The sequence below is a fragment of the Variovorax sp. PBL-E5 genome (assembly GCF_901827185.1).
Taxonomy (GTDB): Bacteria; Pseudomonadota; Gammaproteobacteria; order Burkholderiales; family Burkholderiaceae_C; genus Variovorax.
In genome coordinates, this window is record NZ_LR594671.1 from 2,233,399 (window position 1) to 2,250,470 (window position 17,072).

The 17,072-nt window shown below is 68.6% G+C and carries 15 protein-coding genes; 3 read left to right on the plus strand and 12 right to left on the minus strand.

Annotated features, from left to right (window positions below):
* Positions 1-3: 3 nt before the first annotated feature.
* The 8 genes from WDLP6_RS10925 to WDLP6_RS10960 all read right to left on the minus strand — a co-directional run bounded on the left by WDLP6_RS10925 (position 4) and on the right by WDLP6_RS10960 (position 9,729).
* Positions 4-2,397 (minus strand): penicillin acylase family protein, encoded by a 2,394-nt coding sequence (locus WDLP6_RS10925; protein ID WP_162592353.1) that lies wholly within the window; start codon positions 2,395-2,397, stop codon positions 4-6.
* Positions 2,394-3,038, minus strand: coding sequence for a CDP-alcohol phosphatidyltransferase family protein (locus WDLP6_RS10930; RefSeq protein ID WP_162592354.1), 645 nt, complete (start codon positions 3,036-3,038; stop codon positions 2,394-2,396). The genes WDLP6_RS10925 and WDLP6_RS10930 overlap by 4 nt, the downstream gene beginning before the upstream one ends.
* Before the next feature lie 79 nt (positions 3,039-3,117).
* Complete coding sequence (locus WDLP6_RS10935) at positions 3,118-3,861, minus strand: glutamine amidotransferase (protein WP_162592355.1); 744 nt, start codon at positions 3,859-3,861, stop codon at positions 3,118-3,120.
* A gap of 8 nt (positions 3,862-3,869) precedes the next feature.
* Positions 3,870-5,285 carry a GTPase/DUF3482 domain-containing protein gene (locus tag WDLP6_RS10940; protein ID WP_162592356.1) on the minus strand — a complete coding sequence of 472 codons (1,416 nt, stop codon included), beginning with the start codon at positions 5,283-5,285 and terminating at the stop codon, positions 3,870-3,872.
* The gene (locus tag WDLP6_RS10945) at positions 5,282-6,652 is read right to left on the minus strand and encodes a DUF2868 domain-containing protein (RefSeq protein ID WP_232077025.1); all 1,371 of its coding nucleotides are present in this window, start codon (positions 6,650-6,652) and stop codon (positions 5,282-5,284) included. The genes WDLP6_RS10940 and WDLP6_RS10945 overlap by 4 nt, the downstream gene beginning before the upstream one ends.
* Before the next feature lie 21 nt (positions 6,653-6,673).
* On the minus strand, positions 6,674-7,273 hold the full coding sequence (locus WDLP6_RS10950) for a DUF6036 family nucleotidyltransferase (RefSeq protein WP_232077026.1): 600 nt from the start codon (positions 7,271-7,273) through the stop codon (positions 6,674-6,676).
* Positions 7,263-7,553: a hypothetical protein gene (locus WDLP6_RS10955; protein ID WP_162592357.1), complete on the minus strand. Its 291-nt coding sequence runs from the start codon at positions 7,551-7,553 to the stop codon at positions 7,263-7,265. Before WDLP6_RS10955 ends, WDLP6_RS10950 begins: the two co-directional genes overlap by 11 nt.
* A 196-nt stretch (positions 7,554-7,749) precedes the next feature.
* Positions 7,750-9,729, minus strand: a complete 1,980-nt coding sequence (locus WDLP6_RS10960) for an ABC transporter ATP-binding protein (protein WP_162592358.1) — start codon at positions 9,727-9,729, stop codon at positions 7,750-7,752.
* A gap of 94 nt (positions 9,730-9,823) precedes the next feature.
* Between WDLP6_RS10960 and WDLP6_RS10965 the strand changes: the two genes are divergently transcribed.
* Both WDLP6_RS10965 and WDLP6_RS10970 read left to right on the plus strand, forming a co-directional pair.
* Positions 9,824-10,663, plus strand: a complete 840-nt coding sequence (locus WDLP6_RS10965) for a DODA-type extradiol aromatic ring-opening family dioxygenase (protein ID WP_162592359.1) — start codon at positions 9,824-9,826, stop codon at positions 10,661-10,663.
* The gene (locus WDLP6_RS10970; protein ID WP_162592360.1) at positions 10,656-11,534 is read left to right on the plus strand and encodes an alpha/beta fold hydrolase; all 879 of its coding nucleotides are present in this window, start codon (positions 10,656-10,658) and stop codon (positions 11,532-11,534) included. The genes WDLP6_RS10965 and WDLP6_RS10970 overlap by 8 nt, the downstream gene beginning before the upstream one ends.
* 45 nt (positions 11,535-11,579) lie before the next feature.
* Here the strand turns inward: WDLP6_RS10970 and WDLP6_RS10975 are convergent, their stop codons facing one another.
* Positions 11,580-12,551 carry a Bug family tripartite tricarboxylate transporter substrate binding protein gene (locus WDLP6_RS10975; protein ID WP_162592361.1) on the minus strand — a complete coding sequence of 324 codons (972 nt, stop codon included), beginning with the start codon at positions 12,549-12,551 and terminating at the stop codon, positions 11,580-11,582.
* A 32-nt stretch (positions 12,552-12,583) separates the two neighbouring features.
* The gene (locus WDLP6_RS10980; protein ID WP_162592362.1) at positions 12,584-14,665 is read right to left on the minus strand and encodes a metallophosphoesterase family protein; all 2,082 of its coding nucleotides are present in this window, start codon (positions 14,663-14,665) and stop codon (positions 12,584-12,586) included.
* A gap of 104 nt (positions 14,666-14,769) precedes the next feature.
* On the opposite strand from WDLP6_RS10980, the gene WDLP6_RS10985 reads away from it, so the two are divergent.
* On the plus strand, positions 14,770-15,585 hold the full coding sequence (locus WDLP6_RS10985) for an IclR family transcriptional regulator (RefSeq protein ID WP_162567032.1): 816 nt from the start codon (positions 14,770-14,772) through the stop codon (positions 15,583-15,585).
* A gap of 17 nt (positions 15,586-15,602) precedes the next feature.
* Here the strand turns inward: WDLP6_RS10985 and WDLP6_RS10990 are convergent, their stop codons facing one another.
* Together WDLP6_RS10990 and WDLP6_RS10995 are read right to left on the minus strand one after the other, a co-directional pair.
* Positions 15,603-16,544 (minus strand): aldo/keto reductase, encoded by a 942-nt coding sequence (locus WDLP6_RS10990; protein WP_162592363.1) that lies wholly within the window; start codon positions 16,542-16,544, stop codon positions 15,603-15,605.
* An 8-nt stretch (positions 16,545-16,552) separates the two neighbouring features.
* On the minus strand, positions 16,553-16,972 hold the full coding sequence (locus WDLP6_RS10995; protein WP_232077028.1) for a helix-turn-helix domain-containing protein: 420 nt from the start codon (positions 16,970-16,972) through the stop codon (positions 16,553-16,555).
* Positions 16,973-17,072: the final 100 nt, after the last annotated feature.

Sequence of the window (17,072 nt, forward strand, 5' to 3'; positions counted from 1 at the left end):
GTTTCAATAGGCGAGGTGGAGGGGCGCGCCCACGCGCTGGGCGTCGATGTCGGCGCGATGGAAAGGCAGCGGCAGCCATTGTTTGGCCGAGAACAGCGGCAGCTGATCGTAGGCGAGCGGCGAGGCCGGGTCGCTGCTCTGGCCGTAGGTCAGCAGGGCTTGCGCCACCGGGCCGCGGTCGTCGAAGCTCACGGCCTGGATGTAGCTGGTGCCGAAGTTGACCTGGTAGCCGGTGGGCCGGATCAGCGACTGGCCCTGGCTCTCGACCTTGTTGAGCACGCCTTCGAATTCATCGCCGCCGTGGAGCGTGACCTTCTGTCCGCGCACCATCCGCGTCTGCACCTCGGCCAGCGGCACGTCGGCCGCGAAACCCGCGGTGCGCACGATGCCGACCGCATCGCCGAGCGCCTTGAAGACGGCATCGCGCGTGGCCGGCGTGGCCATGTCGAGGCCGGCCGGCGTGACCACCGGACGCGCCGCGTCGAAGGGCACGCGCCACACCTTCGGCACATCCTTGGCCTTGCGCCAGAACTCGCGGAAGAGCGGTGCGCCCTTCGAGGCGCTGTCGCTGGTGCGGTCCCATGCGGCCAGCACGCGGCAACCCAGCGTCTGGTCGGGCGTGAGCGCCGCGGCGTCGGCGCCGCAGGCGGCGGCGAGGTCGTCCATCACCAGCATGCCGGCCAGGTTCTTGTCGCGGAAGATCACGCTGCGCAATTCGGCCGCGCCCATGCGATTGCCCGGCAGGCCGTCGTTGCCGGCGAGCCGGCCTTCGATCTCGAGGATGCCGCTGCGCGTGCGCAGCCGCTGCGGCGTGCCGATGGCGCCCACCAGCGGCGAGATACCGGCCGGCGGCGCGATGTGCGGGTTGCTGAGCCAGAAGCTGTCGTTGCTGTTCTGCACCCAGTCCTGCGTCACGATCACCGGCATGCGCGCGGGCGGTATCGCACCGGGCATCGCGGCGGCGCTGTCGCGGTGCCAGGCGCAGGCCGAGCGCGAGCCATCGAGCACCGCGAGGCCGGTGTCGAGCAGCGCCGCCGCGGCGGGCGAGGGCGCGCAGGCCTTGAGCATCTCGGCCGACACATCGGGCACCACCGAGAGATCGGCATACATCGCATGGCCGTCGCGGTCGGCGGCGATGGTGTTGACCCACGGCATGCCCTGGTTGTCCATGGCGGCGCGCAGTTCGGCCACGTCGTGCGCCAGCGCCATCTGCATCCAGCTCTGCGCCGAGCGCACGTTGAGCGTGTTGACGTCGCGGATCGCGTAGGCCTTGGCGGCCGTCCAGCCCAGGCCCGCGCGCGGCAGCGAGAGGACCGGGCCCCATTCGGTGCCGTAGAAAGTCTTTTGCGCCGGCGCCGCGCCGCCGGCTGCGGCGGCCGCGGGCAAGCTGATCGTGCGCGCCGTCATCTTGCGCGGCTGGCCGTCGACGATGTAGGTGGTCGGATCGCTCGGGTCGAGCTTCAGCTCGTACAGCGTGAAGCGCTTGCCGGTCGAGACCGTGTGCGTCCAGGCCACGTCCTTGTTGAAGCCGATCACCACCATCGGGCTCCCGCCGATGCCCGCGCCCATCACGTCGAGCTTGCCGGGAATGATCAGGTGCATTTCCCAGAAGCGGTTGGTGCCGGTCCAGGGAAAGTGGGGGTTGCCGAGCAGGACGCCGTGGCCGTCGGGCGTCGCGTTGCGGCCGAAGGCCCAGCCGTTGGAGCCGAGCTCGCCGCCTTCGGGATTGGCGTTGAAGCTGTAGCGGCCGATCTCCGCGACGGCCTGCTGCCGGTCGACCGGTGCCTCGCCGCTTCGGGTGCCCGGCGCCGGCGGTCGGGCCGCGAGCACCGCGCCGGCCAGCGCGCCGAGGCCGCCCTGGATCATCGACAACTCGGTGCCGCGCCACAGATCGGTGGGCACCATCGGCCGCACCCAGGGCTTGCCGCGACAGGCTTCGGGCAGGCCGTTCGGGCCCGTGTCCTGCAGGTACCGGTTGTAGCCGGCGATGTAGCCGCGCGACGAGGCCTGCGCGTCGGGGTCGACGGTGGCCGCGGCGCGCGCGAGCGCGGCGTCGTCCATGTGGGCGCGCACGAACAGATCGATCTGCGCGTTCGGCATGCGGCCCAGGCCGAGCTGGCCGATGCCCTCCGGTCCGAGGAACTGCGAGCGCTCGCCGCGTACCGTGAGCAGGTGGTCGGCGATCTGGCAGACGTTGTCCTGCGCGTACGCGTAGCCGACGCCGAAGCCGATGCCTTCGTAGTCCGGTGCCGTGATGTGGGCGATGCCATGGGCCGTGCGTTCGATGGTCACGCCGCGCCCGCCCGCCGCCGGTGCGGTGGCGCAGGCGCTGAGAAGTGCGGCGGCGGCGAGGCAGGTGGCAGACCTCACGAAGTGGGGAAGCCTGAGGGAGGTCATAGTTTTGGAATGCGCAGGGTCTTGCTGATCATCAGCGTGCCCGAGAGCGCGAACAGCAGGCACAGCGGATGCAGCAGCCAGGGGCCGAGCTGCCACGCCCCGCCCCACGGCGTCGCGCCGATGCGTCCCTGAACGGCCGCGACCGCGAGCACGCCCACCAGCACCACGCTGGTCGGGATCGGCGTGCCCTCGAAGTACTTCACTTTGCCGGCACCTTCGGACAAGGCTTCGGCCGTCACGTTGTAGCGCGCCAGGCGGCTCACGCCGCAGCCGACGAAATAGATCAGGATCACGCAGTCCCATCCGCCGTCGAGCCCGGCAGCGAAGGCCAGCGCGGCGGGCGCGACGCCGAAGGAGATCACGTCGGCGAGCGAGTCGAGTTCGCGGCCGAGTGCGGACTGGGTCTGCCGCCAGCGCGCGATGCGGCCGTCGAACACGTCGAAGATGAAGGCCGCGGGCGCGAGCGCCGCGGCCCACAGGAACTGCGCGAGCGACTGGCTCGCCACATAGGCCATCGCCAGGAACACCGCGCCCACGCCGCAGGCCGCGTTGCCGAGCGTGAACACATCGGCCAGGTGAAAGCCGCGGATCATCGAGAAATGCTTGCGCGCCGGCGCCGGGGAAGGCGGGGAGTTCGACATGGGTGGCTCCGAAGGCAGGTCAGGTGCCATGCACCTTAGCGCAAGTGGCGGCCGGTCGCTGTAGTCGCCGTCCGATGCCTCAGGCGGCGGCGTCGTGTTCTTCGGCGATGCGGGCGAAGCGGCCGAGCAGCTGCGCCGAGGTCGGCGTGCCGGCGACGCGCTCGCGCAAGGCGGCGGCGTCCCGGCCGTCCGCGCGAAGCGGGTCGGCCATCAGGTCGACATAGCCGCGCATCGCTTCGGCATCGAACTCGGGATGGAACTGCACACCCCAGGCGCGGCGGCCGATGCGAAAGGCCTGGTTCGGCTCGAGCGCGGTGCCGGCCAGCCGGACCGCGCTCGCGGGCAGCCGCAGCGCGCTTTGCCGGTGCGCCATCTGCGCGTCGAAGCGCGCAGGCAGGTCGTGCAGCAGCGCATCGCCGGCGGCCTCATCCGTGAGTTCGATCGCGACGGTGCCGAGCTCCAGGCCGCCCGGGCGATCGCCGGCCTCGCCGCCGAGCGCGTCGGCCAGCAGCTGGTGGCCGAAGCAGATGCCGAGCACGGGTGTGTCGTGGGCCACGAGTTGCCGCAGCCACGCGCCGGTCGCTTCGCTCCAGGGCTCGCGATGCGAGACCATCGCATGCGAGCCGGTGACGACGGCACCGGAAATCGTGTCCGGCGCCGGCAGCGTATCGCCGCGGCGCGGATCGAGCACCACTACCGGCAGCCGCGTCGCGCCGAGTCCGGCGGCGACCCAGTGCTCGAAGTCGCCTTGCCGATCGCGCAAGGCATCGAAGGTGTCTCCGACCTTGATGATCGCGAGCGGGCGGGGCGGGATGTTTTCCATGTCCGCGATCATGCCGCAGTCGCGGCTGCATCGACGGCCTCGATCGCTGCCGGAACGCGCTGCGCCACCTCGCTCACCAGCGCCTGCCGCGCAGGCGGCTCGCGCCAGCGCAGCCGCAGGCCCGTTTCCCAGTCGGCATGGCTGCGCGCCGGTTGCGCCGCGCGCACCAGCTCGGCGAGCGCGCGTGGCGCCGCTGCGCCGCCGGCCGGTGCGGCGATGCGGTCGATGGCCGCATGGCCGCGCTGCTCCAGCGCGCGCAGCAGTTGCAGCTGCCAGCCTGCAAGCACGATCAGCACGCGGTCCTCGACGGTGAGCTCGTGCAGGTCGCGCAGCTTGTTGACGAGCTTGCGGCCCAGCGGTCCCCAGCCCTGGGACACCGCGCCGCCGATCGCGCCGCCGAGCGCCGCGCCCGCGCCCAGCGACAGCCCGGCCAGCGCGAGGTCCGCCACCACGCCGACCGCCGCGCCGACGGCCACGCCCTTGCCGAGCAGCAGGCCTGCGTCCTTCAGGGCCTCGGGATGGAAGAAGTCCATGGTCCAGCGGCCCTCGACCAGCGGCAGCGGTGCCTCGTCGGCATCGCCGTCGCGAAAGCCGTAGAGCGCGAGCAGGTCGTCGGCCGAGCGCTGGGCCTTGTCGAACACGGCCTTCTGCAAGGCCGCGATCAGGCGCCGGCGGCGCGCTTCGTCGGCGAATTCGGCGGCCGTCGCGCTGCGGCGCATCGCGGCCGCGTCGACCAGCAGTTCCGCGATGCGCAGGCTTGCCGCGCGGCGGCGCTCGGCGAACTCGGCTTCGAGAAAGGCGACCACCTCATCGAGCTGCCGGCGCCGGTCGCGCAGCAGCGTGGCGAGATCGCGGTACAGCTCGCGCTCGGCGCCGACGAAGGGCGCTGCCGCATCGAAGCGCACCACCACGTGCAGGCCATAGGCCGACAGCAGGGTCTTCCATTCGGCCTCGCGGCTGGCTGCGCTGCAGACGAAATTGAGCACCGGCAGCACGGGCCGCGCGCAGGCATTGAGCAGCTCGATCTCGGCACGGAACTTGGGCAGTACCGGCTCGCGCGCATCGATCACCAGAAAGGCGGCATCGACCTCGAGCAGCGCGCGCAGCACCTTGGCCTCCTGCTCGAACACGCCGTGCGCCTCGGGGCCTTGCAGGAAGTGCCGCACGCGCTCCGGCGGCGTGAGGCTGCGGTCCTCCGCATCGAGGTGTTCGCGCAAGGCGACCGCGTCCTCGAGGCCGGGCGTGTCGAGGAAGCGCACGGCGGCGCGGCCATCGACCTGCAGGTCGATGCTTTCGACATGCCGCGTCGTGCCCGGCCGCTCGGAGACCTCGCCGAAATTCACGCGCCGCGTGAGCGTGCGCAGCAGCGAGGTCTTGCCTGCATTGGTGTGGCCGACGACGGCGATGCGAAGCGCTTCGGTCACGACAACGTCTCCGCGCCTTCGGTGATCAGCAGCCGATCGAGGCCCGCATCGGCCAGCCAGCCGTGCCAGCGACGGTGCGCCGCTTCATCGGCGCCGGGCAGCCGCAGCCGGCATTCGCCGCACAGTGCCATCACTTCGCGCAGAAAGCGCTCTGTGCCGCGGTCAGGGCTCGAAGCCGCATTGCAGGCGACGAAGGCCCGGCGCGGCCGCAGCCGGGCCAGCTCGTCGAGCAGCGCGCGCCGCGCACCGGCGCTGCCGTCGATGCGCAGCACCTGCGCGCCGGACGCCCGGGCTTCGGACGGTGGCCACGGCAACTCGTCGGGCAACTCGAAGCCGATCAGCACCACTGCGTCGCCGACCTCGCCGTCGCTGAGGCTCGTCGGCATGCGCCGCGGCGCGGGGCCGCTGTCGGCATCGACGATATGGCGCGGCGCCATGGCGTCGAAGCGGGCCAGCAATCGGCTGAAATAGGCCTGCGAGCCGTCGGGCCGCAGCGACTTGCGGCGCAGCCTCCACACGGCCGCGCAGAGCAGCGCGAAGACCCCCCGCGGCAGCAGGCCATAGACCACGATGCAGCCGGTGAGCCACAACGCCCAGGCGCGCTGCCCCGAGGCCGCGGCCAGCGGCGACAGCACGGCGTTGGCGTCGGGCACCGGAAAGCCGAGCCACGACGGCGCCGCGCCCAGCCATTGCACGGCGTGCACGAAGAAGGCCGGTTCGAGGATCGTGGTTTCCCAGTTCAGCGTGTAGCTGCGAAACGCGAGTGCGAACAGCAGCGCCGCGATCACGACCGTGAACGACAGCGACCAGATCGCATGGCTCACGAAACCCAGCGCCCAGGGCAGCAGCCGCGCGCGCGCCATCAGCCGGGTGGCGGCGCGCAGCAGCAGCGGCGTCTGCCCCTGCCGACCGCCGGCCACGCGGGCCGTGAGGGCGAGCCAGATCCAGCCGAAGGAGGCATTGAAGGCGCCGAGCGGAACCACCAGGCCGAACAGCCACAGCAGCAGCGTCAGCAGATGCAGCCCGAGCAGGCTCGCCAGCGCCACCACCACGTTGATGCGGCGCTCGCTGTTGCCGACCACGCTGCCGGCCAGCGTCAGCCCGGCGAGCACGATCAGCGCCACCAGCGCCAGCAGCACCCACGGCGCCCAATGGCGCGCACGGGCCAGTTCGTCCTGCAGTCCGATGCGTTGGCCGAGGATGCGCGCGCGTGCCGCGATGCGCGCCGGGCCGTCTGCGTGTGCGCTGGCCGCTTCGCGCATCGCCTGTGCGTCGTCGAGCGGGCCGGCCTGCTCGATCAGCTGCACGGCTTCGATGATCACCGCGTCCTGAAAGGCAGAGGGGCGCGCAACGCAGTTCAATTTCAAGTTCGGCGATCCCACAACCCGCTAAGACGCCGCGTTTTTCGCTTCAATTCGACGGGCCAGAGCGACAGCATCCCGCAGATTCAGGCGCAGCATGGCCAGCCCGCCAACATAGCCTCCCAAGGCGCTTGTTGCGCGCTGTTCGATCTCGTCAGCGGTCGTCAGTCCGAGGCGAACCAACTCGGCGATATCCTCTTTGTCATTGTCGGCAAAGCGGGCAATCTTGCTGACCGCAAGATCAAGAGGAGAGAGAACATGAAGTCTGATCTGCTCCACGCCCAGATCCAGCGGAATGGCATCGTCCAAATAATCTTCGTGCATCAAAGAAAAAGATGAGTTGTAGTTGGTGTCGAAATACACCGACTCTCGTGTGCCGTCCTCCAACGCAACGTCTACGATGAGGTCGTTCGGAATGAACACACGGCTGCCAAATTCAGCATCGACATCCGTCGTGACACGACTCGCCGTGTAGAGGTGAACTGCCATCCCACCTGCCAGATACACATGGATGGGACTGGACAGTGAAAGTCGTTCTTCAAGTTGCTTGAAAAGCTCGCGCAGGCCTTTTGCCAGCGCAGTCCCGGTATGAAAAACTGGCCTTGTCGGCATGCCTTCAATGCCCATTGAGTTGCTGACTGAGCATGTCACGAAGGCGCGACAGACTCGCAACCCAGCCATTCCTGACGACGTCGCCCGACGCCAGTCGCTCATCGGGATGCGCGGCGAAATACTGCTCACTGGCCCGTTTCAGACTCGTGGACTCGCGAGGGAACTGCGACCGGATGACGGTCGCTGCCAGCTGGAAAACGTTGGCCTCGCGCTGATCCTGGGCTGTCGGCGCGACCGCCCGCGCGACATCGGTACATCGGATCAGCAGCGCTGCTTCAAGTTCTCGGGCGGTCATGGAGGCTCCGTTCACGACAGGCCATTACGATTTTTTACGAACATCCAAATTATGCCCGCCACGCCGGCCCGTGCCGCCATGAAAAACGGGGCCGCGAAGGGCCCCGGGAACGAAGGAAGATGTTTCTAGCGCAGACCGAAAAAGGACAGAACGGCGACGACGACGACGACCAAACCGACGATATAGATGATGGAATTCACGGCGGGGACTCCTCTTTGTTGAAGACAGCTTCAGCGTGCGCCGCCGTCCCGGTTCGCGATGTCGGCGATGGACTTCGCGCACTGTAGGACTCGCGACGCAAGCCGGCGCTGCTTTCCGGCGGGTTCACTTCCCATTCGTCGTCGTCGTCGCCGTCGCCCAGGAATCCGCCGCTCTGGTGCGCCCAGAGGCGCGCATAGAGGCCGCCCTGCGCGAGCAGCGTGCGGTGGTCGCCTTCCTCGACCACACGGCCTTCGTCGAGCACGATCAGCCGGTCCATGGCCGCGATGGTCGACAGCCGGTGCGCGATCGCGATCACCGTCTTGCCCTCCATCAGCCGGTACAGGCTGGCCTGGATCGCGGCCTCGACCTCGGAGTCGAGCGCGCTGGTGGCCTCGTCGAGCAGCAGGATCGGCGCGTCCTTGAGCATCACGCGCGCGATCGCGATGCGCTGGCGCTGGCCGCCCGAGAGCTTGACGCCGCGCTCGCCGACGTGGGCCTCGTAGCCGTGCCGGCCGCTCGGATCGCCCAGGGTCTGGATGAAGGCGTGCGCCTCGGCGCGCTCGGCCGCGGCCTGGATTGCGGCCGGCTTCGCGTCGGGCCGGCCGTAGGCGATGTTGTCGGCCACCGAGCGGTGCAGCAGCGAGGTGTCCTGCGTGACCATGCCGATGTGGGCGCGCAGGCTGTCCTGCGTGACATGGGCGATGTCCTGGCCGTCGATCAGGATGCGGCCGCTTTCGAGGTCATGGAAGCGCAGCAGCAGATTCACCAGCGTCGACTTGCCGGCGCCGGAGCGGCCCACCAGGCCGATCTTCTCGCCGGGCGCGACGCGCAGCGTGAGGTCGTCGATCACGCGCCGGCCCGCATCGCCATAGCGGAAGCTCGCATGCTCGAAGCGCACCTCGCCGCGCGGCACGTCGAGCGTGCCGGCATCCGGCGCGTCGAGCACCGTGCGCGGGCGCGACAGGGTCTTCATCCCGTCCTGCACGGTGCCGATGTTCTCGAACAGGCTGGTCATCTCCCACATGATCCAGTGCGACATGCCCTGCAGCCGCAAGGCCATCGCGGTGGCCGCCGCGACCGCGCCGACGCCGACCGCGCCCTGCGACCACAGCCACAGCGCGGTGCCGGCCATGCCGGCGGTGAGGCCCATGCTGAGCGTGTGGTTGGCGATCTCGAACGCGCTCACCAGCCGCATCTGGCCATAGCCGGTGGCCATGAACTCGGTCATCGCGGCGCGCGCGAAGCCGGCCTCGCGCTGCGTGTGCGAGAACAGCTTGACGGTCGAGATGTTGGTGTAGGCATCGGTCACGCGGCCCGTCATCAGCGCGCGTGCATCGGCCTGCGCCTTGCCGATCTTGCCGAGCCGCGGCACGAAGAAGCACAGCGTGCCGATGTAGAGCGCGAGCCAGATCACGAAGGGCGTCATCAGCTGCGCATCGAGCACGGCCGCCAGCACGATCATGGTGGCGATGTAGACGCCCATCGCCACCATCACATCGGCCAGCACGAAGAGGGTGTCGCGCACCGCGAGCGCGGTCTGCATCACCTTGGCCGTGATGCGGCCCGCGAACTCGTCCTGATAGAAGGCCATGCTCTGGCCCAGCATCAGGCGATGGAAGTTCCAGCGCATGCGCATCGGCAGATTCACCGCCAGCGTCTGGTGCTTGACGATGGTCTGCAGCGCGACCACGCCGATGCTGGCGATCAGCGCCACGCCCAGCCATGTGAGCGTGCTGCCGCGCTGCTGCCAGAGCTGCGCCGGCACCTGGCCGCCGAGCCAGTCGACGATGCGGCCGAGGATCGCGAACAGCAGCGCCTCGAAGGCCGACATCGCCGCGGTGAGCAGGGCCATCGCGGCGATCTTGCCGCGCACGCCGTCGGTGCAGGCCCAGAGAAAGGCGAAGAAGCCCCCGGGCGGCAGCGCGGGTTCGGCGGGCGGATAGGGGCGAAGAAGTCTTTCGAAGAAAAGAAACAAGATGCGTGGTCTCCAGACAGGCGCCACTGTAGCGGGCGGCAGCGCCAGCACGCGCTGCATGGGAAATATCTAGACTCGGGGTCAAGGAGCCTTCATGACCACCACGACCACCTCGACCACCTCGACCCTTCCGACCTATTTCATTTCCCATGGCGGCGGGCCGTGGCCCTGGATGAAAAAGGAAATGGGCACCGCCTACGACCGCCTCGCCGCCGCGCTGGCCGACATGCCGCGCCAGATCGGCCGCACGCCGGCTGCCATCCTGATGATCTCCGCCCACTGGGAGGAGGCCGCCTTCACGGTGATGGGCAACCCGCACCCGCCGATGGTCTACGACTACGGCGGTTTTCCCGAGCACACCTACCACGTGCACTACGACGCGCCGGGCGCGCCCGAACTCGCGCGCCGCGTGCAGGCGCTGGTGGAAGCGGCGGGCCTGCCCGCGGGAGTCGATGCCGAACGCGGCTTCGACCACGGCACCTTCTCGCCGATGGCCGCGATGTATCCGAAGGCCGACGTGCCGCTGATCCAGCTGTCGCTGCTGCGCGGCCTCGATCCGGCGCAGCATCTCGCGCTCGGCCGTGCGCTGGCGCCGCTGCGCGACGAGAACGTGCTGATCGTCGGCAGCGGCCTGAGCTATCACAATCTTCGCAACTTCGGACCGCAGGCGCGCGATGTGTCGAAGGCCTTCGACGACTGGCTCGACGATGCGGTGGTCGGCGCGGCGCCGCCGCAGCGTGTCGAGCGCCTGCTCGACTGGGCCTCGGCGCCGGCGGCGCGCATGGCGCATCCGCGCGAGGAGCACCTGATTCCGTTGATGGTCGCGGTCGGTGCCGCCGAGGGCGAGGCCGGCGTGCGGGTGTATCACGAGGAAGCGTTCATGGGCGGCATCGCGGTGTCGAGCTTCCGTTTTGGCGAGGCGGCCGGTGCCTGATTCCTCGATCTTCGACGCCGAAGCGGATGCCGAGGCACGCCGCCTGATCGCGCGCATCGATGCGCTGTCCACCGTTCACGACCCGCAGCACGGCGGCGTGCGCGTGCGCTGGCGCCGCTTCGGCAACGGCGATGCGCAGCCGCCGCTGGTGCTGCTGCACGGTGGCCACGGCAGCTGGATGCACTGGCTGCGCAACATCGAGGCGCTCTCGGCCACGCGCACGCTGTGGCTGCCCGATATGCCGGGCTTCAACGACTCCGATGCGCCGCAGCGGCCGGCGCCGGCCCGGCAGGCGCTCGATCCCTTGCTCGATGCGCTCGGCGGCACGCTCGACAGCCTGATCGGCGCGCACCGCGAGATCGATCTGGGCGGCTTTTCATTCGGTGGTTTCGTCGCATCGCGCTTCGCGCTGCAGCGCGGCGATGTGCGGCGGCTGGCCTTGCTGGGCAGCGGCGGCCACGGCACGCTGCGCCGCATGACCGTGGAGATGATCAACTGGCGCGCCGCGCGCGACCGCGACGAGGAGCGCGCCGCCCTGCTGCACAACCTGCACGCGCTGATGCTGCACGACGAGGCGGCCATCGATGCGCTGGCCTTCGTGATCCACGACATCTCCTGCCATGGCACGCGCTTTCGCAGCAAGGACGTGTCGCTCGCGGGCGGGCTGCAGGCCGCGCTCGATGCCATTGCGGGGCCGCAGTTGCTGCTGTGGGGCGAGCACGACGTGACGGCCGATTCGCGGCCACTGGTGGCGCAGCTCGTCGCGGGCCATGCGAACCGTCAGGGCGCGGTGATCGACGGCGCCGGGCACTGGGTGCAGTACGAGCGCGCGGACGAGGTCAACGCGCGGCTCGCAGCCTTCTTCGCCTGACGGCCGTCGCGGCTGTCGTGCCGCGTCTTCTTGCGACGACGCGACTCAGGGCTCGGCGCTGATGCCGGTCTCCGCGACGATCGCCTGGTACTTCTTCATCTCCGCGGCGATGAAATCGTGCAGCGCAGCGCCCTGAAGCGGCGTCGCCGACAGGCCCTGGTCCTCGAGCGAACGCACGAAGGCGGGCTGCGACAGGATGGCCATCACGTCGGTGCTGATCTTCTTCTGCAGCGGTTCGGGAAGTGCCTTCGGTCCGAAGACGCCGAACCAGTTGGTCAGCTGCAGGCGCGGCAGGCCGAGCTCGACCACCGTCGGCACGTCGGGCAGCAGCTTTTCCCTGCGCGGGCCGGCCACCGCGAGCGCATGCAGCTTGCCGGCGCGGATGTGCTGGAGCAGCGGCGGCGTGGTCGCGAAGAAAAGATCGATCTGTCCGCCGATCAGGTCACTGACGGCCAGCGATGTGCCGCGGTAAGGCACATGCGTCAGACGCAGCCCGGTCAGGCGTGCGAGCATTTCGCCGGCCATGTGCTGCTGCCCGCCGATGCCCGGCGATCCGTAGGTCATCGGTTCGGAAGCGTTCTTGCGCGCGAGCAGCGATTTCATGTCCGTGACGGGGAGCTTCGGTCCGCTGACCAGGACCAGCGGCGCCGATGCGACCAGCGCGATCGCGGAGAGGTCCGACACCGGGTCGTAGCGCATGTTCTTGAAGACCAGGCTGTTGAGCGAGACCTCGGGCGTGTAGCCCAGCAGCAGGATGTAGCCGTCGGGTGCTGCCCGCACGGTTTGCTCCGCCGCGATCATCCCGCTGGCGCCGGGCCGGTTCTCGACCACCACTTGCTGGCCCCATCGGGCCGTCAGCGCGGTGGCGATCAGGCGTGCGACCAGGTCGGTGGAGCCTCCGGGTGCGTAGCCGACGAGAAGCTTGACCGGTTTGTCCGGGTAGGCCGGCTCGGCCCACGAGAGGAGCGGTGCCGACGCGGCCAGAACGAGGGCGAGCACGGTGGAACGGATCGACATGAGGAACTCCTGCACGAAGGTTGGAATGGAACTCAGAGGCGGACGAGGACGACCTGCAGCGGGCCATCGCCTTCGCCGTCGAGCGCCCGCTGCAAGGTCTTCATCTGCGAGGCCACGCTGCATCGCTCGCCGGTGACGAGGTCGTAGGCGATGCCCGAAGGCGCCAGCGTGCCCAGGCGGTCGAGCACCCGGCTCGTCGTCTGCCGGATCAGCACGTAGTCCTGCGCGTCTGCCTTGAAGGCGAGCGCGAGGTCGGCATCGTGCGTCTGCGCACCGAGCGTGAGGGTCTGCGCGCTCGACAGTAGCGCGTTGAGGGTCGTGAACGCGGTCGCTGCGGGCCGCGGATTGAAGCGCCGGTCGATGAAGGCATGGCGCGGGAAGTAGCCGCGGTCCACGTCCATGAAGGTGTCGTACACGTAGCGGATGCCCGGGCTCGACTTCGACAGGATCATGGCCTCGGCGACGCTCGCCACGTTGGCGCGATCGTCGGCGCGCTCGATCGCCAGGCTGGGGCCGCTCAGCTTGAGCGAGGCCAGCACGAGGCAGCCGGTCGCTGCGTGGAATGCCTTCAAGGTCGCGGCCGCGGCGACGAGGGACTGCCCGGCTTCGATGCGGACCGTGACGCCGTCGATCTCGCCGGCGCGGTGTGCCGAGAGGATCATCTCCTCGTGCTCGGCCAGTTCCTCGGGCGTGAATCCGGCCTTGACGAAATGGCTGAAATGCTTGCCGTCGAAATGCGAGTCGTCGAAGGTCAGGATCTTCGCGTAGTAGACCTGTGCGCCCGACGACGTGCGCAGTGCGCGCAGCGCACTGCGCTGGCGTGCGAAGCCGTCGAGCGTGGCATTGACCTCGAAAGCCGCGACGCCGCAGGCCTGCAGGTCGTGCGCGAGCAGTTCCGCCTTGGGCGCACCGAGCGCCGTCACGATGTAGCGATGGCCCTGGCGCGCCAGCACCTGCATCCGTTGCCTCGATTCGGTTTCGCCGAGGTCCATGTCCGGGACCTTCAGCAGGCGCGCGCCCATTTCCCACAGCGCCAGCAACGGATAGTCGTTGCGCGCCCACTTGCGGCCAAACTCCTGCACGCCGCCGGTCGCGGTGATCTGCATGCTTTCGGCCCATGGATGGCGCAGCTCCACGCCGACGTTGTCGAAGGTCGAGGTCTTCGGGTGTGCGAGCAGCCGTTCGTGTCGCGCAAGGGTCGCATCGCCGGCCTTCGCCTGCGCGCCCATCGTGCGGATCGAATGGGCGACATGGCCGTCGGCATGGACATCGACCACGAAGTAGCCGAGCTTCTCGACGTCGCCGCGGCCGAACTCGACGCTCGGCGCGACCTTGTAGAACTCCGAAAAATCGTGGCGCAGGAAGGCAGTCGACGGCAGCATGTAGAACTCGGCGTCGCCCACGCGTTCGTACCAGAAGTTGTGGACGTGGCCTGCGAACACGGCCTCGACCTGCGGCCGTTGCATCAGCCCCAGCAGCCAGGACCGGCCCGGCTCGTCGACGTTGTCGTAGTTGCCGCGCTCGCTGCGTGAATGAATGTAGGGCGGGTAGTGCATGAAGAGAAATACGCGCTTGTCGGCGGCGCGTTCGATCTCGTCTTCGAGCCAGAGCTTCTGGCGTTCCTCGTCGGGCAGCCCCGAGTTGAGCAGCAGCGAGTTGATGACGATGAAACGCAGTCCGCCTTCGTCGAAGGCGTGGTAGTCGGCACCGAAGGCCGCGCGGTACGTCTTCAGGAAGGACTCGCAGACCTGGTCGGCCGGCATCCAGTCCACGCGTTTGTCGCCGACGTCGTGGTTGCCCGGCGCGAGATGGACCGGGACCTTGACCGGTGCCGCGATGTCCTTGAAACAACGCACCGCCTCGTCGAAGGTCGGCAGCGACGGCACCGGATGAACGATGTCGCCGAGGTGCACCACGAAGCTCGGGGGCGGATCCATGGCCGCGATGTCCAGGAAGACGCGCCGGGCGCGCGCATTGGCCAGGCGGTTGGTTTCGTAGGGCGAACTGGACACGCCATCGCTTTCGTTGACGTGCGTGTCGGCGACCACCACGAACGAGAACAGGGGGCGACCGCGAAGGGCGCTGGGAAAGGTGGGGCCGGTTTCTTCGATCATGGTGATGAGAGATTCGTTATATTGATTTGCAATCAAGATAGTGGAATGAAATTGTCTGATCGGTTCGATAGAATGTCAACCACCGTTTTGGATGGAGACCTCGTTTGGCCGATCGACCCAGTCCCGACTTCCCGGACGCCGCGGATCTGGTCGCTCATCCCCAATTCGCGTCCACGCTGGCCAATGGCCTCGCGGTGCTCGGCTGCTTCGGCAGCGGCGCGGCGACGCTCGGCAACAAGGAAATCGCGGAGCAACTGGGCATGGCACGGCCCACGGTGTCGAGGCTGACCTTCACCCTGGTGGGCCTGGGCTACCTTCGACGCGATACGAGAACCGGCCGGTACTCCCTCGGGCCCGCCGTTCTCTCGCTCGGCTATCCGCTGCTGTCGCAATTGACCATTCGACAGGTGGCGGGCCCAGCCATGCTCGAACTGGCGCGCTATGCACGCGGTCCCGTGTCGATGGGAACCAGGGACCGGCTGCAGGTCGTCTACCTGGAAACTGTCCAGGGGCAGGACACGAACGACACGAAGCCCGACATCGGCTCGACGCGGCCCTTCCTGCGCACGGCCATCGGTCGGGCGCTGCTGTATGCGCAGGAGGCGCCGGATCGCGCCATCCTCCTCAAGCAACTCCAGAAAGCCTATCCCGAGGAATGGGACAAGTTCGGTCCGGCGCTGGATCTGGCCTTCGACGAAATCAAGTCGCTCGGCTTTTGCATCGTCTCGACCGACTGGCGGCCGACGCTCGCCGCCGTGGCCGTGCCGATGCGCGGGCGGGTCAACGGCATGTCGCTCGCCTTCAACGCGACAGTGCCCAGCTATTCGACGGACAGGAAGTACCTGGAGACGAACCTCGGGCCGCGTCTGGTCGGGCTGGTGAACAGCATCGAATACAAGCTCGGACTGCAGCAGAGCTGAAGCCGGGGGCCGGACGCCTAAGCGGCCAGCGAGGCGGCGTGCCGCTGCCAGAAGGCCGCGTCGGGCATCGGGCCGGTGCCGGCTGCCGCGTTGTCGGTCATGTGCTCGGGGCTTCCGGTGCCGGGAATCGTGCAGGTCACGGCCGGCGCGCTCAGCACGAACTTCAGCAGCACCTGTGCCCAGTTCGTGCAGCCGATCTCCGCGGCCCAGCCGGGCAATGGCTTGTCGCGCAAGCGGCGCAGCAGGCCGCCGCCGCCGAAGGGCAGGTTGACGATGACTGCGACGCCGCGCTCGGCCGCGAGCGGCAGCAGGCGCTGTCCGGCCTCGCGCGCATCGAGCGAGTAGTTGATCTGCAGGAAGTCGAGCTTCTCGGCACGCAGCACCGCTTCGACTTCGGCATAGGCCGATGACGTGTAGTGCGTGATGCCGATGTAGCGCACGCGGCCCTGGTCCTGCCAGCCGCGCAGGGTCTTGAGGTGGGTGCGCCAGTCGACCAGGTTGTGCACCTGCATCAGGTCGATGCGCTCGGCGCGCAGGCGCTGGAAGGACTGCTCCATCTGCGCGATGCCGGCCTCGCGGCCGCTGGTCCAGACCTTGGTGGCGAGGAAGGCGCGCTCGCGCTGCTTCGATGCGGCCAGCAGATCGCCGGTGGCCGCTTCGGCGCGGCCGTACATCGGCGAGCTGTCGATCAGCTTGCCGCCGGCGGCGAACAGTGCGTCGAGCACGCCGGGCAGGCGCTGGTATTCGGCGCTGCCGGGCGCGACGTCGAAGCCGATCCAGGTGCCGCAGCCGATGACGGGCAAAAGCTCGTGGGTGGAGGGGATGGGGCGGGTGTTCATCTTCGTTTCCGTCCGTGGCTGGGAGAAGGCGAGCGGAGGCAGGGCAGTGCAGATCGACAGACCGGCGCCGAAGCGCAGAAACCGGGCGCGCGTGACGCCCTCATGGGTTGCGGCTCCCATGTCGCGTCTCAGTCCATCGTCAGTTCGACATGAACGCGACGCCCGATAGCCGTCGCGATGTTGACCAGCGCATCGAGCGAGAAACGCGACACGCGGCCTCGCAACAGGTCGTTCATCCGGGGTTGCGTAATGCCGCAGCGCGTTGCGGCCTGGGTCTGGGTCCAGCCGCTCTCCTTGACGATGGCGGCGATTTTCTGCATCAGTTCCGCGCGCGCCCTGAGATTGGCCGCCTGTTCCGGCGTGTCGGCGATGGCATCCCAGACGCTGGCATGAGTATGAGCAGGGTTCATGTGCACTCCTTGATCATTTGCTGGAAGCGGCGTCGTGCCGTCTCGATGTGCTGCCTCGACGTGGCCTGGGTTTGAAGTCGTCAGGCTGTTCGCCACGTTGCCCCTTGTCGAGCTGGTATCCCACATCTTGTCGGACATCCGATGGAAAGTCTTTCAGGCATTGAAGGGAGTCGCCGAGAAAGCAGATCGGCTTCATGAATTATATCCAAGTAGATATAAATTGATCACGGCGGTTCTG